The organism is Enterobacter cloacae complex sp. CDL013, assembly GCF_049238805.1.
Taxonomy (GTDB): domain Bacteria; phylum Pseudomonadota; class Gammaproteobacteria; order Enterobacterales; family Enterobacteriaceae; genus Enterobacter; species Enterobacter hormaechei_C.
Window position 1 is genome coordinate 21136 of record NZ_JBMKGT010000005.1, and the last position, 16179, is coordinate 37314.

Sequence of the window (16179 nt, forward strand, 5' to 3'; positions counted from 1 at the left end):
ACTGACAGGAAAACGCATGTCTCTACCGCAACTCTCACTTGCAGCCGCACGAAACCTGCATCTTGCCGCCCAGGGGCTTCTGAAAAAGCCCCGCCGCCGCGCGCAGCCAGCTGATATCCTCTCTACCGTGCAACGCATGTCGTTGCTGCAAATCGACACCATTAACATCGTGGCGCGTAGCCCGTATCTGGTCCTGTTTAGCCGCCTGGGAAACTATCCTCCGCAGTGGCTGGATAATGCGCTGAGTCAGGGCGAACTGATGGAATACTGGGCGCATGAAGCCTGTTTTCTCCCGCGCAGCGATTTTGCACTGGTGCGTCACCGCATGCTCGCCCCGGACAAAATGGGCTGGAAATACCGCCAGGAGTGGATGGTGGAACACGCGGATGAAATAGAGCAACTGATTGCCCATATTCAGGAAAACGGTCCGGTACGCTCCGCGGATTTTGAACACCCGCGAAAAGGCGCCAGCGGATGGTGGGAGTGGAAACCGCACAAACGCCATCTTGAAGGGCTGTTTACGTCGGGCAAAGTGATGGTGGTCGAGCGCCGCAACTTTCAGCGCGTCTATGACCTCACGCACCGCGTTATGCCTCACTGGGACGATACGCGTGACCTGCTGTCTCAGGACGTAGCCGAAGCCATCATGCTCGGGAACAGCGCCCGCAGCCTTGGCATCTTCCGCCCGCAGTGGCTGGCGGATTATTATCGTCTGCGTCAGCCGCAGCTAAAACCACAACTCGAAACGTGGCAGCGCGAACAGCACGTCATGCCGGTCTCGGTAGAGTCGTTAGGTGAAATGTGGCTGCATGCGGATTTGTTCCCTCTGCTGGCGCAGGCGCAGGAGGGCAAACTCCAGGCGACCCACAGTGCCGTGCTGTCGCCGTTCGACCCCGTTGTCTGGGACAGAAAGCGGGCCGAACAGCTGTTCGATTTCAGCTACCGTCTGGAATGCTACACCCCGGCGCCCAGGCGTCAGTATGGTTATTTTGTTTTGCCGCTGCTGCATAAAGGACAGCTTGTCGGGCGCATGGACGCTAAAATGCACCGTAAAACCGGCATGCTTGAAATTATCGCGCTCTGGCTGGAAGAGGGCATAAAGGTGACGGCTGGCCTGGAAAAAGGGTTAACGACTGCGCTCAGTGAATTTGCGCGCTGGCAGGGGGCGCATGAAATTGTACTCGGTCGCGTGCCTGCGGGGCTGTTTACGACCTGTCGAGATGGCTGGGAAACAGACACTCCCTGAAAAGGGAATGTGATAAGCTTTAGCGATTACCCATACGGAGGAACTATGGATCACCGTTTACTTGAAATTATTGCCTGCCCGGTGTGCAACGGCAAACTGTATTACAGCCAGGATAAACAAGAGCTGATTTGCAAACTGGACAGCCTGGCGTTCCCGCTGCGTGACGGTATTCCGGTCCTGCTGGAAAATGAAGCCCGTTCACTGGTGGCAGAAGAGATCAAACCATGAGTTTTGTTGTCATTATCCCTGCGCGTTATGCTTCAACGCGCCTGCCAGGTAAACCGCTGGTGGATATCAATGGCAAACCGATGATTGTGCATGTCCTTGAACGGGCACGCGAATCGGGCGCCGGACGCGTCATCGTCGCCACCGATCACCCGGATGTCGCGCGCGCGGTTGAGGCCGCGGGTGGGGAAGTGTGCATGACCCGTGCCGATCATCAGTCAGGCACCGAGCGCCTGGCGGAAGTCGTCGAAAAATGCGGTTTCAGCGACGAGACGGTGATTGTGAACGTGCAGGGCGATGAGCCGATGATCCCGGCGGCGATTATCCGTCAGGTGGCCGACAACCTGGCTCGGCGTCAGGTCGGGATGGCAACCCTCGCGGTGCCGATTCACCACGCTGAAGAGGCGTTCAATCCGAATGCGGTGAAAGTGGTCATGGACGCAGAGGGCTACGCGCTCTATTTCTCCCGCGCCACCATTCCGTGGGATCGCGATCGTTTCGCGCAATCGAAAGAGACAATCGGCGAAACCTTCCTGCGCCACATCGGTATTTACGGCTACCGCGCCGGCTTTATTCGTCGCTACGTCGCCTGGGCACCAAGCCCGCTGGAGCATATTGAAATGCTCGAACAACTTCGCGTGCTGTGGTACGGCGAGAAAATTCACGTTGCGGTTGCCCAGGAAATCCCCGGCACCGGCGTGGATACCCCTGAAGATCTCGAGCGCGTACGCGTCGAAATGCGTTAATTCGCTGGCATCCCCTCGTCTGGGGGGATGCTCTCCCGCCAGGCGATTTTCCTTTTCTTTTTCATTATTGATCTCTACCGGGTGACATCCGGGTTTCGCGCGCTCATTATAAAAGCAGTAGTCTTAATGGGGGTAATCTCATATGGAACAGCTGCGTGCTGAACTCAGCCATCTCCTTGGCGAAAAGCTAAGCCGGGTGGAATGCGTGAATGAAAAGGCCGATACCGCACTCTGGTCGTTGTATGACAGTCAGGGAAACCCCATGCCGCTGATGGCCAGAAGTTTTACCTCGCCGGGCGTCGCCAGACAGCTGGCCTGGAAAATGTCAATGCTGGCGCGGGAAGGGACTGTCCGTATGCCGACGGTCTACGGCGTGATGACCCATGAGGAGCATCCCGGCCCGGATGTTCTGCTTATCGAGCGTTTACGCGGGGTTTCTGTTGAAGCCCCGACGCGTACACCGGAGCGCTGGGAACAGCTGAAAGATCAGATTGTCGAGGCTCTGCTTGCCTGGCATCGGCAGGACAGCCGGGGTCTTGTTGGCGCGGTAGACAGCACCCAGGAAAACCTGTGGCCGCTGTGGTATCGCCAGCGTGTCGAAGTGCTGTGGGGCACGCTGAACCAGTTCAACAACACCGGCTTAACGATGCAGGACAAACGTATTCTGTTCCGCACCCGGGAATGTCTGCCGACGCTGTTTGAGGGTTTTAACGACAACTGCGTGCTGGTTCACGGCAACTTCACGCTACGCAGTATGCTTAAAGACTCGCGCAGCGACCAACTGCTGGCGATGGTCGGGCCGGGGATCATGCTCTGGGCGCCGCGCGAGTACGAACTGTTCAGGCTGAGCGAGGGCGGGGCGGCGGAAGATTTGCTCTGGCACTATCTCCAGCGCGCCCCTGTTGCGGAGGCCTTTCTCTGGCGACGCTGGCTCTATCTTCTCTGGGATGAGGTGGCGCAACTGGTCAACACCGGGCGCTTTAATCGCGCCAGTTTCGATCTGGCCGCAAAATCACTCCTGCCCTGGCTTGCCTGACGAACCCTTAAGCCACTGCCACAGACGGCCAAGCGTCTCGTAGCCGACGCGGTCGCTGTGCATCAGCCATACCGGGGACGGGATTATCCGTTCCCACGGATTGAGCGGGGCGTCAATAGCCATCTGGTTTGCCGGAGCAGGAAGCGGATGCAGGCCCTGCTTCTCAAAGAAAATCATTGCGCGCGGCAGGTGTGAAGCAGAGGTCACCAGCAGGAACGGTACATCACCGATGGCCTGTTTCACCGCCGCCGCCTCTTCTTCGGTATCTTTTGGGCTATCCAGCGTGATGATGGCGGAACGCGGTACGCCAAGCGATTCAGCCACTCTTGCTCCTGCTTCAGCGGTACTGACCGGGTTGGTTTTTGCCGCTGCGCCCGTGAAGATCATCTTCGATCCAGGATTGGCCAGCCACAGGCGAATCCCCTCGTTCAGGCGCGGCAGGCTGTTGTTGATCAGGTTCGAGCTGGGCGCCCAGTTCGGATCCCAGGTATACCCGCCGCCCAGCACCACGATATAGCCCACCTTCTGATTTCCCTGCCACGTCGGGTAGGTGTTTTCAATCGGACGTAATAAACCGTCAGCGATCGGTTGCAGGCTGAGTAACAGCAGCGCCAGCCAGCCCACGGTAACAAGGGATTTACCGCTTTTCTGAAAGCGGCTAAACCATATCATTGCCAGCCCCAGCGCGATGAGAAGCAACAGCAGGGGAAGGGGAAGCATCATGCCTCCGATATATTTTTTTAGGGTAAAAAGCATCCTTTTTGGTTCCTTTTTTAACCATACAGCAGGCGATTGTCGGTGATATTACACCAGAGTGGTTCATTCTCCGCGCGGGTGTGACAAAATAGCGGTTTTGCAGTGAGTGGAACCCTCCCAATGCGGGATCGCAATTTTGATGACATCGCGGAAAAGTTTTCGCGCAACATTTATGGCACCACCAAAGGTCAGCTTCGTCAGACAATCCTCTGGCAGGATCTGGACAAGCTGCTGGCTGAATTCGGTGACCGACCGTTGCGCGTGCTGGATGCCGGCGGTGGGGAAGGTCAGACTGCAATTCTGATGGCGCAGCGGGGACATCACGTCACGCTTTGCGATCTTTCTGCCGAGATGGTTGCGCGCGCCGGGCGAGCGGCAGAAGAGAAAGGTGTGAGCGACAACATGCATTTTATACATTGCGCCGCTCAGGACATTCCGCAGCATTTGGAAACGCAGGTTGATCTGATATTGTTTCATGCTGTGCTCGAATGGATCGCCGAACCCCAGGCGATGTTAAAAACGCTGTGGTCGATGTTGCGCCCGGGCGGTGCGTTATCGCTGATGTTTTACAATGCCAACGGCCTGCTAATGCGAAACGTGCTGGTCGGCAATTTTGGCTACGTACAGCAGGGCATGTATAAAAAGAAACGACGCACGCTTTCACCGGATTTCCCCCGTGAACCGCAGCAGGTCTATGGCTGGCTGGAGGAGATCGGTTGGGAAATTACCGGCAAAACCGGCGTGAGGGTGTTTCATGATTATCTGCGTGATAAACAAAAACAGGATGACTGTTTAGACGCCTTAACAGAAATAGAGACGCGGTACTGCCGCCAGGAGCCTTATCTGAGCCTTGGCCGCTATATACACGTCACCGCGCGCAAGCCGCAGATGCAAGGATAATCTATGAGTGAATTTTCCCAGACAGTCCCCGAACTGGTTGCCTGGGCCAGGAAAAACGATTTCTCCATCTCGCTGCCGGTAGACAGACTCTCATTCCTGCTGGCGGTTGCGACGCTAAACGGCGAACGCCTGGATGGCGAAATGAGTGAAGGCGAACTGGTGGATGCGTTCCGCCACGTCAGTGATGCGTTTGAGCAAACCAGCGAAACCATTAGCGTGCGTGCCAACAACGCAATCAATGATATGGTGCGTCAACGTCTGCTGAACCGCTTTACCAGCGAGCAGGCGGAAGGAAACGCCATCTATCGTCTTACGCCACTGGGCATTGGCATTACCGACTATTACATCCGCCAGCGCGAATTTTCCACGCTGCGTCTCTCCATGCAGCTCTCTATTGTTGCAGGTGAGCTGAAGCGTGCCGCCGACGCGGCTGATGAAAACGGTGACGAATTCCACTGGCATCGCAACGTTTACGCGCCGCTGAAATACTCGGTCGCCGAGATTTTCGACAGTATCGATCTGACTCAACGTCTGATGGACGAACAGCAGCAGCAGGTGAAAGACGATATCGCTCAACTGCTTAATAAAGACTGGCGTGCGGCTATCTCCAGCTGTGAACTCTTGCTGTCAGAAACGTCCGGTACGCTGCGTGAGTTGCAGGATACGCTGGAGGCGGCGGGGGATAAGCTACAGGCCAATCTGCTGCGCATCCAGGACGCGACAATGGCGCACGACGATCTGCATTTTATCGACCGTCTGGTGTTTGATTTGCAGAGCAAGCTTGACCGCATTATCAGCTGGGGCCAGCAGTCAATCGACCTGTGGATCGGTTACGATCGCCACGTGCATAAATTTATCCGTACCGCCATCGATATGGATAAGAATCGCGTCTTTGCTCAACGTCTGCGCCAGTCGGTACAGACCTATTTCGATGCGCCGTGGGTGCTGACCTACGCCAACGCCGATCGTCTGCTGGATATGCGCGACGAAGAGATGGCGCTGCGCGATGAAGAGGTCACCGGTGAACTGCCGCCGGATCTGGAATACGAAGAATTTAACGAAATTCGCGAGCAGCTTGCGGCGATGATCGAAGAACAGCTCGCTGTCTACAAAACCAGACAAGCACCGCTGGATCTTGGCCTCGTGGTACGCGACTATCTGGCGCAGTATCCGCGCGCGCGCCACTTCGATGTTGCCCGCATTGTTGTAGACCAGGCGGTGCGCCTGGGCATCGCACAAGCCGATTTCACCGGACTGCCGCCGAAGTGGCAGCCGATTAACGATTACGGAGCCAAGGTACAGGCGCATGTCATTGACAAATATTGAACAAGTGATGCCAGTTAAGCTGGCACAGGCGCTGGCGAATCCGTTGTTTCCGGCGCTGGACAGCCAGCTGCGTGCCGGTCGTCACATTGGCCTTGACGAGCTGGATAATCACGCCTTTTTGATGGACTTTCAGGAGTACCTGGAAGAGTTTTACGCTCGCTATAACGTTGAGCTGATCCGCGCGCCGGAAGGGTTTTTCTACCTGCGTCCGCGCTCTACCACGCTTATTCCGCGCTCGGTGCTTTCCGAACTGGATATGATGGTCGGCAAAATTCTCTGCTACCTCTATCTCAGCCCGGAACGTCTGGCGAATGAAGGGATCTTCACCCAGCAGGAGCTATACGATGAGCTGCTGTCGCTGGCGGATGAAAGCAAGCTGCTCAAGCTGGTGAATAACCGCTCAACGGGGTCCGATCTGGACCGTCAGAAATTACAGGAAAAAGTTCGCTCATCCCTTAACCGTCTACGCCGTCTGGGAATGGTCTGGTTCATGGGTCACGACAGCAGCAAGTTCCGCATCACCGAATCGGTCTTCCGTTTTGGCGCCGACGTGCGTGCGGGTGATGATGCGCGTGAAGCGCAGCTGCGCATGATCCGTGACGGTGAAGCGATGCCGGTGGAAAACCATTTGCAGCTCAATGACGAGCACGAAGAGAATCAGCCGGATAGCGGGGAGGAAGAGTAATGATTGAACGCGGTAAATTTCGCTCACTGACGCTGATTAACTGGAACGGCTTCTTTGCCCGAACCTTCGATCTGGATGAGCTGGTGACAACGCTCTCCGGCGGTAACGGGGCGGGTAAATCCACCACCATGGCGGCCTTCGTGACGGCGCTGATACCTGACCTGACCCTGCTGCACTTCCGTAACACCACTGAAGCGGGCGCCACGAGCGGCTCTCGTGATAAAGGTCTGCACGGTAAGCTGAAAGCGGGCGTTTGTTATTCAGTGCTGGACGTGATCAACTCCCGCCATCAGCGCGTGGTTGTAGGCGTGCGTCTGCAACAGGTTGCCGGCCGCGATCGTAAAGTAGATATCAAACCGTTTGCGATCCAGGGGCTGCCTACCTCCGTACAGCCAACCGCGCTGCTGACGGAAACCCTGAATGAACGTCAGGCGCGCGTCCTGACGCTCCAGGAGCTGAAAGACAAGCTGGAAGCTATCGAAGGCGTGCAGTTTAAGCAGTTTAATTCCATTACCGACTACCACTCTCTGATGTTCGATCTCGGCGTGGTAGCCCGTCGTCTGCGCAGCGCGTCAGATCGTAGTAAATACTACCGTCTGATTGAAGCCTCCCTGTACGGCGGTATCTCCAGCGCCATTACCCGCTCCCTGCGCGACTACCTGTTGCCGGAAAACAGCGGCGTGCGTAAGGCCTTCCAGGATATGGAAGCCGCGCTGCGTGAAAACCGCATGACGCTGGAAGCGATTCGCGTTACGCAGTCTGACCGGGACCTGTTTAAGCACCTGATCAGCGAAGCCACCAACTACGTGGCGGCGGACTATATGCGCCACGCCAACGAGCGCCGTATTCATCTCGATCAGGCGCTGGAGTATCGCCGCGAGCTGTTTACCTCCCGCAAACAGCTGGTGGCCGAGCAGTATAAGCATGTCGAAATGGCGCGCGAACTGGGCGAGCACAATGGTGCGGAAGGGGATCTGGAAGCCGATTATCAGGCGGCCAGCGATCATCTGAATCTGGTGCAGACCGCGCTGCGTCAGCAGGAAAAAATCGAGCGCTACGAAGCCGATCTTGATGAGCTGCAAATTCGTCTTGAAGAGCAAAATGAAGTGGTGGCCGAAGCTGCCGAATTGCAGGAAGAGAACGAAGCCCGCGCGGAAGCCGCCGAGCTGGAAGTGGATGAGCTGAAAAGCCAGCTCGCTGACTACCAGCAGGCGCTGGACGTGCAGCAGACGCGTGCGATTCAGTACAACCAGGCGTTGCAGGCGTTGCAGCGTGCCAAAGAGCTGTGCCATCTGCCGGACCTGACCCCGGAAAGCGCTGACGAATGGCTGGATACCTTCCAGGCCAAAGAGCAGGAAGCCACTGAGAAACTGCTTTCTCTCGATCAGAAAATGAGCGTGGCGCAAACGGCGCATAGCCAGTTTGAGCAGGCGTACCAGCTGGTGGTGGCGATTAACGGTCCGCTGGCGCGTAACGAAGCGTGGGACGTTGCCCGTGAGCTGCTGCGCGACGGCGTCAATCAACGCCATCTGGCCGAACAGGTGCAGCCGCTGCGCATGCGCCTGAACGAGCTGGAACAGCGTCTGCGTGAACAGCAGGAAGCCGAGCGTCTGCTGGCGGAATTCTGCAAGCGTCAGGGTAAAAATTACGATTTCGACGAGCTTGAGGCCCTGCATCAGGAACTGGAAGCGCGTATTGCGGCCCTGTCCGATACCGTATCGAATGCCAGCGAACAGCGCATGACGCTGCGTCAGGAGCTGGAACAGCTTCAGTCCCGTTCGACGACGCTCTTACAGCGTGCGCCGATCTGGCTGGCTGCACAAAGCAGCCTGAACCAGCTCAGCGAACAGTGTGGCCAGGAGTTTGCCTCCAGCCAGGACGTCACCGAATACATGCAACAGCTGCTGGAGCGTGAGCGTGAAGCGATTGTTGAGCGTGACGAAGTGGGCGCGCGCAAGCGTGACGTCGATGAGGAGATCGAGCGTTTAAGCCAGCCAGGCGGCTCAGAAGATCCGCGTCTGAATGCCTTAGCCGAGCGTTTCGGCGGCGTGCTGTTGTCTGAAATTTACGACGATGTTGGTCTGGACGATGCGCCGTACTTCTCCGCGCTGTACGGTCCATCCCGTAACGCGATTGTGGTGCCGGATCTGTCGCTGATTTCTGACCAGCTTGCAGGGCTGGAAGACTGCCCGGAAGATCTCTACCTCATCGAAGGAGATCCGCAGTCGTTTGATGACAGCGTATTCAGCGTTGACGAGCTGGAAAAAGCGGTGGTGGTGAAAATCGCCGATCGCCAGTGGCGCTATTCGCGCTTCCCGGAACTGCCGCTGTTTGGCCGCGCCGCGCGTGAAAGCCGCATTGAAAGCCTGCATGCCGAGCGCGAAACGCTTTCTGAACGTTTTGCGACCCTGTCGTTTGATGTACAAAAAACGCAGCGTCTGCATCAGGCGTTCAGCCGCTTTATCGGCAGCCATCTGGGCGTGGCCTTTGAGCCCGATCCGGAAGCCGAAATTCGCAAGCTCAACACCCGCCGCGGTGAGCTGGAGCGTGCGCTGGCTAGCCATGAAAATGACAACCAGCAGAGCCGCGTCCAGTTCGAGCAGGCGAAAGAGGGCGTTGCGGCGCTTAACCGCATTCTGCCACGCCTGAACCTGCTGGCGGACGATACGCTCGCCGACCGCGTGGATGAAATTCAGGAACGACTGGACGAGGCGCAGGAAGCCGCGCGCTTTGTGCAGCAGCACGGCAATCAGCTGGCGAAGCTGGAGCCGATGGTTTCCGTTCTCCAGAGCGACCCGGAACAGTTTGAACAGTTAAAAGAGGATTACGCCTGGTCACAGCAGGTGCAGCGCGAAGCGCGTCAGCAGGCGTTTGCCCTGACGGAAGTGGTGCAACGTCGCGCGCACTTCGGCTACTCCGATTCAGCAGAAATGCTGAGCGGGAACAGCGATCTTAATGAAAAGCTGCGCCAGCGCCTTGAGCAGGCGGAAGCGGAACGTACGCGCGCGCGCGAAGCGATGCGTACTCACGCCGCACAGCTGAGCCAGTACAGTCAGGTGATGGCGTCGTTGAAAAGCTCCTTCGACACCAAGAAAGAGCTGTTAAACGACCTGCATAAAGAGTTGCAGGACATTGGCGTGCGCGCCGACAGCGGTGCAGAAGAGCGGGCACGTATTCGCCGCGATGAGCTGCATGCTCAGCTCAGCAACAACCGTGCGCGTCGTAATCAGCTGGAAAAAGCGCTGACCTTCTGTGAAGCGGAGATGGACAACCTGACGCGTCGCCTGCGCAAGCTGGAACGTGACTATCACGAGATGCGCGAGCAGGTTGTGACCGCGAAGGCGGGCTGGTGCGCGGTGATGCGCATGGTGAAAGACAACAACGTGGAGCGTCGTCTGCACCGCCGCGAGCTGGCGTATCTGTCGGCCGATGAACTGCGTTCTATGTCGGATAAGGCGCTGGGCGCGCTGCGTCTGGCGGTGGCGGATAACGAACACCTGCGCGACGTGCTGCGCATGTCCGAAGATCCGAAGCGTCCTGAGCGCAAAATCCAGTTCTTCGTGGCGGTGTATCAGCACTTGCGCGAGCGTATCCGTCAGGACATCATCCGTACCGACGATCCGGTTGAAGCGATCGAACAGATGGAGATCGAGCTGGGCCGTCTGACGGAAGAGCTGACCTCCCGCGAGCAAAAGCTGGCAATCAGCTCCCGCAGCGTGGCGAATATTATTCGTAAAACCATTCAGCGCGAGCAGAACCGTATCCGTCAGCTGAACCAGGGCCTGCAAAGCGTGTCGTTTGGCCAGGTCAACAGCGTGAGGCTGAACGTGAACGTGCGTGAGGCGCACTCCACGCTGCTGGACGTGTTGTCTGAACAGCATGAGCAGCACCAGGATCTGTTCAACAGTAACCGCCTGACCTTCTCCGAAGCGCTGGCGAAGCTGTATCAGCGTCTGAATCCGCAGATTGACATGGGCCAGCGTACGCCGCAAACCATCGGCGAGGAGCTGCTGGACTACCGCAACTATCTGGAAATGGAAGTTGAGGTTAACCGTGGCTCAGACGGCTGGCTGCGCGCGGAATCCGGTGCGCTCTCTACCGGTGAAGCCATCGGTACCGGTATGTCGATTCTGGTGATGGTGGTGCAGAGCTGGGAAGATGAAGCGCGTCGTCTGCGCGGCAAAGACATCTCTCCATGTCGTCTGCTGTTCCTCGATGAAGCCGCGCGTCTCGACGCCCGCTCCATCGCCACGCTGTTTGAGCTTTGCGAGCGACTCGATATGCAGCTCATCATCGCGGCGCCGGAAAACATCAGTCCGGAAAAAGGGACAACCTATAAGCTGGTGCGTAAGGTGTTCCAGAACAGTGAACACGTGCACGTCGTGGGCCTGCGTGGTTTCGCCCCGCAGCCACCGGAGTCATTACCGGGCACGGCTGACGCCTCTTAACCTGGGGTGCGACAAATAGCGGCGCTCATGCGCCGCTTTTTTTATTCACTTAACTTGTGTTCAGGGCTGCGTTATCTTTAAACTTCTTTACATAAGGCAAGGCAGCAGCGTGTATGCCTTTCTATACTGAAGGAAAGCTCCAGAATACTGAGCATGTCGTGAAAAACAGGGGGCAAGGGATGTTGCTTAAGAAGAATCGTGGTCGTCAGCTGTCTGCGCTGAGTTTGTGCCTGACAGTGATGTTTGCTCCACTGTTTACCGCTCAGGCCGATGAGCCTGAAATTGTACCGACTGACAGCTCCGCGACGATGGGCGCGCAGCCGACGTCACTGTCACAACCGCTGGATCAGTCTCCGGCAACGGCCATCATGGCCGGCATTAAACCGCTGCCGGAAGGCATCGATATTGGATCATTACGTCAGCAGCTTATGACCGGGCTGCCCTCGGGCTATACTCCCGCTTATATTAACCAGCTCACGCTGCTTTACGCTGCGCGCGATATGAAACCGATGTGGGAAAATCGCGAGGCGGTACGTGCCTTCCAGCAGCAGCTGGCTGAAGTGGCGATTGCAGGTTTTCAGCCGCAGTTCACGACCTGGGTTGAACTCCTGACCGATCCTGCCGTGACCGGACAAGCGCGTGACGTGGTGCTGTCTGATGCCATGATGGGCTACTTACAATTTGTTGCGGGGATTTCGGTGAACGGCAACCGCTGGTTATACAGCAGTAAGCCGTACAAGCTGGCGACGCCTGCGCTGTCCGTCATTAACCAGTGGCAGCTGTCGCTGGATAACGGCGAACTGCCGCGCTTTATCGCAAGCCTTGCGCCTGCCCATCCGCAGTATGCCACGATGCATCAGTCGCTTCTTGAGCTGGTTGCGGATTCCCGCCCGTGGCCTCAGCTGCGCGGCACCACAACGCTGCGTCCGGGGCAGTGGAGTAGCGATGTGCCTGCGATCCGCGAAATTATGAAACGCTCCGGCATTCTCGACAGCGGCCCTAAAATTGCGCTGCCCGGTGACGAGACGCAAAATGCGGTCGTCAGCCCGTCGGCGCCGGTAAAAGAGAAAACCGCCGTTGCGTTGAGCAATAAGCCCGCCGCTTACGATCACGAGCTGGTCGCCGCAGTGAAGCAGTTCCAGGCCGCGCAGGGGCTGGGCGCTGACGGCGTGATTGGTCCATCTACTCGCGACTGGCTGAACGTCTCTCCGGCCCAGCGGGCTGGAGTGCTGGCGTTGAATATCCAGCGCTTGCGCTTGCTGCCGGGCACGTTATCCACCGGCATTATGGTCAACATTCCGGCGTACTCCCTGGTCTACTATCAGGACGGTAGTGAAGTGCTGGCGTCCCGCGTGATTGTCGGCCGACCTGACCGTAAAACGCCAATGATGAGCAGCGCGCTGAATAACGTGGTGGTTAACCCGCCGTGGAACGTGCCGCCGACGCTGGCGCGCAAAGATATTCTGCCTAAGGTCTGGAATGACCCGGGTTATCTGGAGCGACATAACTATACGGTGATGCGTGGCTGGAACAGCAAAGAAGCGATTGACCCCTGGATGGTGGACTGGTCAACGATTACGCCTTCGAACCTGCCGTTCCGTTTCCAGCAGGCACCGGGCGCACATAACTCGCTGGGACGTTACAAATTCAATATGCCAAGTTCGGACGCAATCTATCTGCATGATACCCCGAACCATAATTTGTTCCAGAAAGACGCACGCGCGCTCAGCTCGGGCTGTGTCCGCGTGAACAAGGCCTCTGAGCTGGCAAATATGCTGTTGCAGGATGCAGGCTGGAACGATACGCGGATATCAGATGCGCTGAAGCAGGGAGATACGCGTTACGTCAATATCCGCCACAATATTCCGGTCAATCTTTACTATCTGACGGCGTTTGTAGGGGCAGACGGACGTACCCAGTATCGTACAGATATTTACAATTATGATCTGACAGCGCGATCCGGCGCACAAATTTTGCCAAAAGCGGAACAATTAATCAGGTAAATGAAGTAGTTCGGTAAAAATGATTGTCGTAAGTTATGGTGAATATGAGGCGATCTGGCTGCAAGCCGCGTATTTACTGGGGTTGGGCGCCTTGACGTAACAGGTTTTGCCAGTTATGGTGCCCTTCGTGCGCTAAGCATATTGACAATTTCTTTTACCTGTAGACCTGATTATCATGGACAAATTTGACGCTAATCGCCGCAAATTGCTGGCGTTAGGTGGCGTTGCGCTGGGCGCAGCAGCCATCCTTCCGACGCCAGCATTTGCCACCCTCTCGACACCTCGTCCGCGTATTTTAACGCTCAACAATCTGCATACTGGTGAGACGCTTAAAGCGGAATTTTTCGATGGCAGAGGCTATATTCAGGATGAATTAGCAAGACTCAACCATTTTTTCCGTGATTTCCGCGCGAATAAAATCAAAGCCATCGACCCTGGATTATTCGATCAGCTTTACCGCTTGCAGGGACTGCTAGGGACCAAAAGGCCGGTGCAGCTCATCTCTGGCTATCGCTCTCTGGATACCAACAATGAACTGCGTGCCCACAGCCGTGGGGTAGCGAAAAAAAGCTATCACACCAAAGGGCAGGCGATGGATTTCCATATTGAGGGCGTTTCGTTAGCCAATATTCGCAAAGCGGCGTTATCTATGCGCGCAGGTGGTGTAGGATACTACCCACGTAGCAACTTTGTGCATATTGATACCGGGCCGGTTCGGCACTGGTAATAACGAAACACAGGAGCAGTATGAACTATCGTATTATTCCGGTTACCGCGTTCTCACAGAACTGTTCATTGATCTGGTGTGAACAAACTAAACTGGCCGCGCTTGTTGATCCCGGTGGCGACGCTGAGACAATCAAGCAGGAAGTCGCTGCCAGCGGTGTAACGCTGATGCAGATTTTACTCACCCATGGCCATCTCGACCATGTGGGTGCAGCGGCTGAACTGGCTGAATACTACGGTGTGCCGATTATCGGCCCGGAAAAAGAAGATGAGTTCTGGCTACAGGGATTACCTGCTCAAAGCCGTATGTTTGGCCTGGAAGACTGTCAGCCACTGACACCGGACCGCTGGCTGAACGAAGACGATCGCGTTAACGTAGGGAATGTAACTTTACAGGTGTTGCATTGCCCCGGACATACGCCCGGCCATATTGTCTTCTTTGATGACGTGTCGCGTCTGCTGATTTCCGGTGACGTGATTTTCAAAGGGGGCGTAGGACGCAGTGATTTCCCACGCGGCGATCACGGTCAGCTGATTCAGTCGATTAAGCAGAAGTTATTACCGTTAGGTGATGATGTGACGTTTATCCCTGGACACGGACCAATGTCAACGCTGGGGGATGAGCGGTTGCATAACCCGTTCCTTCAGGATGAAATGCCTGTCTGGTAAACTCGGTAAAATAAAAAAGCCTGCACGATGCAGGCTTTTTTTTAGGGATGCAGGTTACAGCACCGCGACAATGGCTTCGCACAGCGGCGCCATGTTGTCAGGCGTCATACCTGCAACGTTCACGCGGCCAGATGCAACGGCATACACGCCAAACTCTTCACGCAGGCGCAGCACCTGCTCTTTGGTCAGGCCGCTGAAGGAGAACATGCCGTTCTGCTTGATGATGAAGCTGAAGTCACGGTCAGCGCCTTTCTCAGCCAGCGTGTTCACAAACAGCAGACGCATGCGCTGAATGCGCTGACGCATATCGTTCAGCTCTTGTTCCCAGATTGCGCGCAGCGCATCGTTGCTCAGGATCGTCGCGACCACAGACGCACCGTGTGCCGGTGGGTTAGAGTAGTTAGCGCGGATCACGGACTTCATCTGGCTGAATGCGCGATCGACGGTTGCTTCGTCAGCAGCCACCAGCGTACAGGCGCCGACACGCTCGTTATACAGACCAAAGTTCTTGGAATAGGAGCTTGCGACTATCAACTCCTGATGCACGGCGGCGAATGCACGCAGACCTTCTGCATCTTCTTCCAGACCACGGGCAAAGCCCTGGTAAGCGAAGTCAAACAGCGGCAGCCAGCCTTTTTCAACGGACAGCTTAGCCAGCTGTTCCCACTGCTCAAGCGTAGGATCGATACCGGTTGGGTTATGGCAGCAGCCGTGGAACAGCACCACATCGCCCGCCTGGGCTTCGCTCAGGCTGGCCAGCAGGCCGTCGAAATCCAGCGCGTGGCTGGCTGCGTCGTAGTAGGCGTATTCACGCACTTCCAGACCCGCAGAATTAAACACGCTCTTATGGTTCGGCCAGCTTGGATTGCTTACCCACACACGCTTCACAGAAGTGTTTTTCGCCAGGAAATCTGCCGCCACGCGCAGTGCGCCGGTACCGCCTGGGGTCTGCGCCGTGCGGGCGCGTTTTTCGCTCACAATGGTGCTGCCTTTGCCGAACAGCAGCTCCTGGGTGCAGCGACCAAATTCAGGGATACCATCAATACCGAGGTAGTTTTTGGTGGTTTCGTTTTCCAGCAGATACTGTTCAGCTTTTTTGACGCTGGTCAGTACCGGAGTTTTGCCGGTTTCATCTTTATATACACCAATACCCAGGTTGATTTTGCCAGGGCGGTCGTCGGCACGAAACAGATCGGCCAGGCCCAGAATTGGGTCGGCAGGAGCGGCAGTAATGTTCTCAAACATGACGAAGTTCCATTGTGATTACAGAAGTGAAATCCGCTATCAGGTTAACGGTAGATTTACAAAATGCCAACCGTTTGCGACGAAAAGCGTGCGGCTTTTCAAAAGTCGCTATTATTTTCTCTCAGGAATAAAAAAACAGGGCCGAAGCCCTGTTCATTAAGCATATAA

At 56.3% G+C, this 16179-nt stretch carries 13 protein-coding genes; 11 read left to right on the forward strand and 2 right to left on the reverse strand.

Annotation, left to right across the window (positions count from 1 at the left end):
• Positions 1 to 16 precede the first annotated feature (16 nt).
• From ACOTXD_RS10700 to ACOTXD_RS10715, 4 genes are all read left to right on the forward strand, one after another.
• Positions 17 to 1246, forward strand: coding sequence for a winged helix-turn-helix domain-containing protein (locus tag ACOTXD_RS10700; protein ID WP_126501205.1), 1230 nt, complete (start codon positions 17 to 19; stop codon positions 1244 to 1246).
• Between the two features lie 45 nt (positions 1247 to 1291).
• Positions 1292 to 1474: a protein YcaR gene (ycaR, locus tag ACOTXD_RS10705; RefSeq protein ID WP_003858220.1), complete on the forward strand. Its 183-nt coding sequence runs from the start codon at positions 1292 to 1294 to the stop codon at positions 1472 to 1474.
• Complete coding sequence (gene kdsB, locus ACOTXD_RS10710) at positions 1471 to 2217, forward strand: 3-deoxy-manno-octulosonate cytidylyltransferase (protein ID WP_003858218.1); 747 nt, start codon at positions 1471 to 1473, stop codon at positions 2215 to 2217. Before ycaR ends, kdsB begins: the two co-directional genes overlap by 4 nt.
• Before the next feature lie 142 nt (positions 2218 to 2359).
• Positions 2360 to 3253 carry a YcbJ family phosphotransferase gene (locus ACOTXD_RS10715; protein ID WP_003858216.1) on the forward strand — a complete coding sequence of 298 codons (894 nt, stop codon included), beginning with the start codon at positions 2360 to 2362 and terminating at the stop codon, positions 3251 to 3253.
• Here the strand turns inward: ACOTXD_RS10715 and elyC are convergent.
• Positions 3230 to 4009, reverse strand: coding sequence for an envelope biogenesis factor ElyC (gene elyC / locus ACOTXD_RS10720; RefSeq protein ID WP_061856343.1), 780 nt, complete (start codon positions 4007 to 4009; stop codon positions 3230 to 3232). The two genes, ACOTXD_RS10715 and elyC, sit on opposite strands and share 24 nt — an antisense overlap.
• 120 nt (positions 4010 to 4129) lie before the next feature.
• Here elyC and cmoM point away from each other — a divergent pair, with 120 nt between their 5' ends.
• The 7 genes from cmoM (at position 4130) to ACOTXD_RS10755 (ending at position 14766) form a co-directional block, all read left to right on the forward strand.
• Positions 4130 to 4909, forward strand: a complete 780-nt coding sequence (gene cmoM, locus ACOTXD_RS10725; protein WP_003858212.1) for a tRNA uridine 5-oxyacetic acid(34) methyltransferase CmoM — start codon at positions 4130 to 4132, stop codon at positions 4907 to 4909.
• 3 nt (positions 4910 to 4912) lie between these two features.
• The gene (mukF, locus tag ACOTXD_RS10730) at positions 4913 to 6235 is read left to right on the forward strand and encodes a chromosome partition protein MukF (protein ID WP_421766410.1); all 1323 of its coding nucleotides are present in this window, start codon (positions 4913 to 4915) and stop codon (positions 6233 to 6235) included.
• Positions 6216 to 6920, forward strand: coding sequence for a chromosome partition protein MukE (gene mukE / locus ACOTXD_RS10735; protein WP_003858208.1), 705 nt, complete (start codon positions 6216 to 6218; stop codon positions 6918 to 6920). The genes mukF and mukE overlap by 20 nt, the downstream gene beginning before the upstream one ends.
• Entirely contained in the window at positions 6920 to 11368 is a 4449-nt protein-coding gene (gene mukB, locus ACOTXD_RS10740; RefSeq protein WP_032657945.1) for a chromosome partition protein MukB, read from the forward strand. Before mukE ends, mukB begins: the two co-directional genes overlap by 1 nt.
• 179 nt (positions 11369 to 11547) lie before the next feature.
• Complete coding sequence (gene ldtD / locus ACOTXD_RS10745) at positions 11548 to 13371, forward strand: L,D-transpeptidase (protein WP_061856345.1); 1824 nt, start codon at positions 11548 to 11550, stop codon at positions 13369 to 13371.
• A gap of 175 nt (positions 13372 to 13546) precedes the next feature.
• Positions 13547 to 14098 carry a YcbK family protein gene (locus tag ACOTXD_RS10750; RefSeq protein WP_003858202.1) on the forward strand — a complete coding sequence of 184 codons (552 nt, stop codon included), beginning with the start codon at positions 13547 to 13549 and terminating at the stop codon, positions 14096 to 14098.
• A 20-nt stretch (positions 14099 to 14118) separates the two neighbouring features.
• A complete protein-coding gene (locus ACOTXD_RS10755; RefSeq protein WP_022650729.1) occupies positions 14119 to 14766 on the forward strand; it encodes an MBL fold metallo-hydrolase in 648 nt (215 codons plus the stop codon).
• Positions 14767 to 14820: 54 nt separating this feature from the next.
• Here the strand turns inward: ACOTXD_RS10755 and ACOTXD_RS10760 are convergent, their stop codons facing one another.
• Positions 14821 to 16011, reverse strand: a complete 1191-nt coding sequence (locus ACOTXD_RS10760; RefSeq protein WP_003858198.1) for an amino acid aminotransferase — start codon at positions 16009 to 16011, stop codon at positions 14821 to 14823.
• Between the last annotated feature and the right edge of the window lie 168 nt (positions 16012 to 16179).

Coding starts and splice junctions, on each gene's coding strand:
- mukB (WP_032657945.1), top strand. CDS start 6,920: ATGATTGAACGCGGTAAATTTCGCTCACTGACGCTGATTAACTGGAAC.
- ldtD (WP_061856345.1), top strand. CDS start 11,548: ATGTTGCTTAAGAAGAATCGTGGTCGTCAGCTGTCTGCGCTGAGTTTG.
- mukE (WP_003858208.1), top strand. CDS start 6,216: ATGTCATTGACAAATATTGAACAAGTGATGCCAGTTAAGCTGGCACAG.
- ACOTXD_RS10760 (WP_003858198.1), bottom strand. CDS start 16,011: ATGTTTGAGAACATTACTGCCGCTCCTGCCGACCCAATTCTGGGCCTG.
- ACOTXD_RS10755 (WP_022650729.1), top strand. CDS start 14,119: ATGAACTATCGTATTATTCCGGTTACCGCGTTCTCACAGAACTGTTCA.
- elyC (WP_061856343.1), bottom strand. CDS start 4,009: ATGCTTTTTACCCTAAAAAAATATATCGGAGGCATGATGCTTCCCCTT.
- ACOTXD_RS10715 (WP_003858216.1), top strand. CDS start 2,360: ATGGAACAGCTGCGTGCTGAACTCAGCCATCTCCTTGGCGAAAAGCTA.
- mukF (WP_421766410.1), top strand. CDS start 4,913: ATGAGTGAATTTTCCCAGACAGTCCCCGAACTGGTTGCCTGGGCCAGG.
- ACOTXD_RS10700 (WP_126501205.1), top strand. CDS start 17: ATGTCTCTACCGCAACTCTCACTTGCAGCCGCACGAAACCTGCATCTT.
- ACOTXD_RS10750 (WP_003858202.1), top strand. CDS start 13,547: ATGGACAAATTTGACGCTAATCGCCGCAAATTGCTGGCGTTAGGTGGC.
- ycaR (WP_003858220.1), top strand. CDS start 1,292: ATGGATCACCGTTTACTTGAAATTATTGCCTGCCCGGTGTGCAACGGC.
- kdsB (WP_003858218.1), top strand. CDS start 1,471: ATGAGTTTTGTTGTCATTATCCCTGCGCGTTATGCTTCAACGCGCCTG.
- cmoM (WP_003858212.1), top strand. CDS start 4,130: ATGCGGGATCGCAATTTTGATGACATCGCGGAAAAGTTTTCGCGCAAC.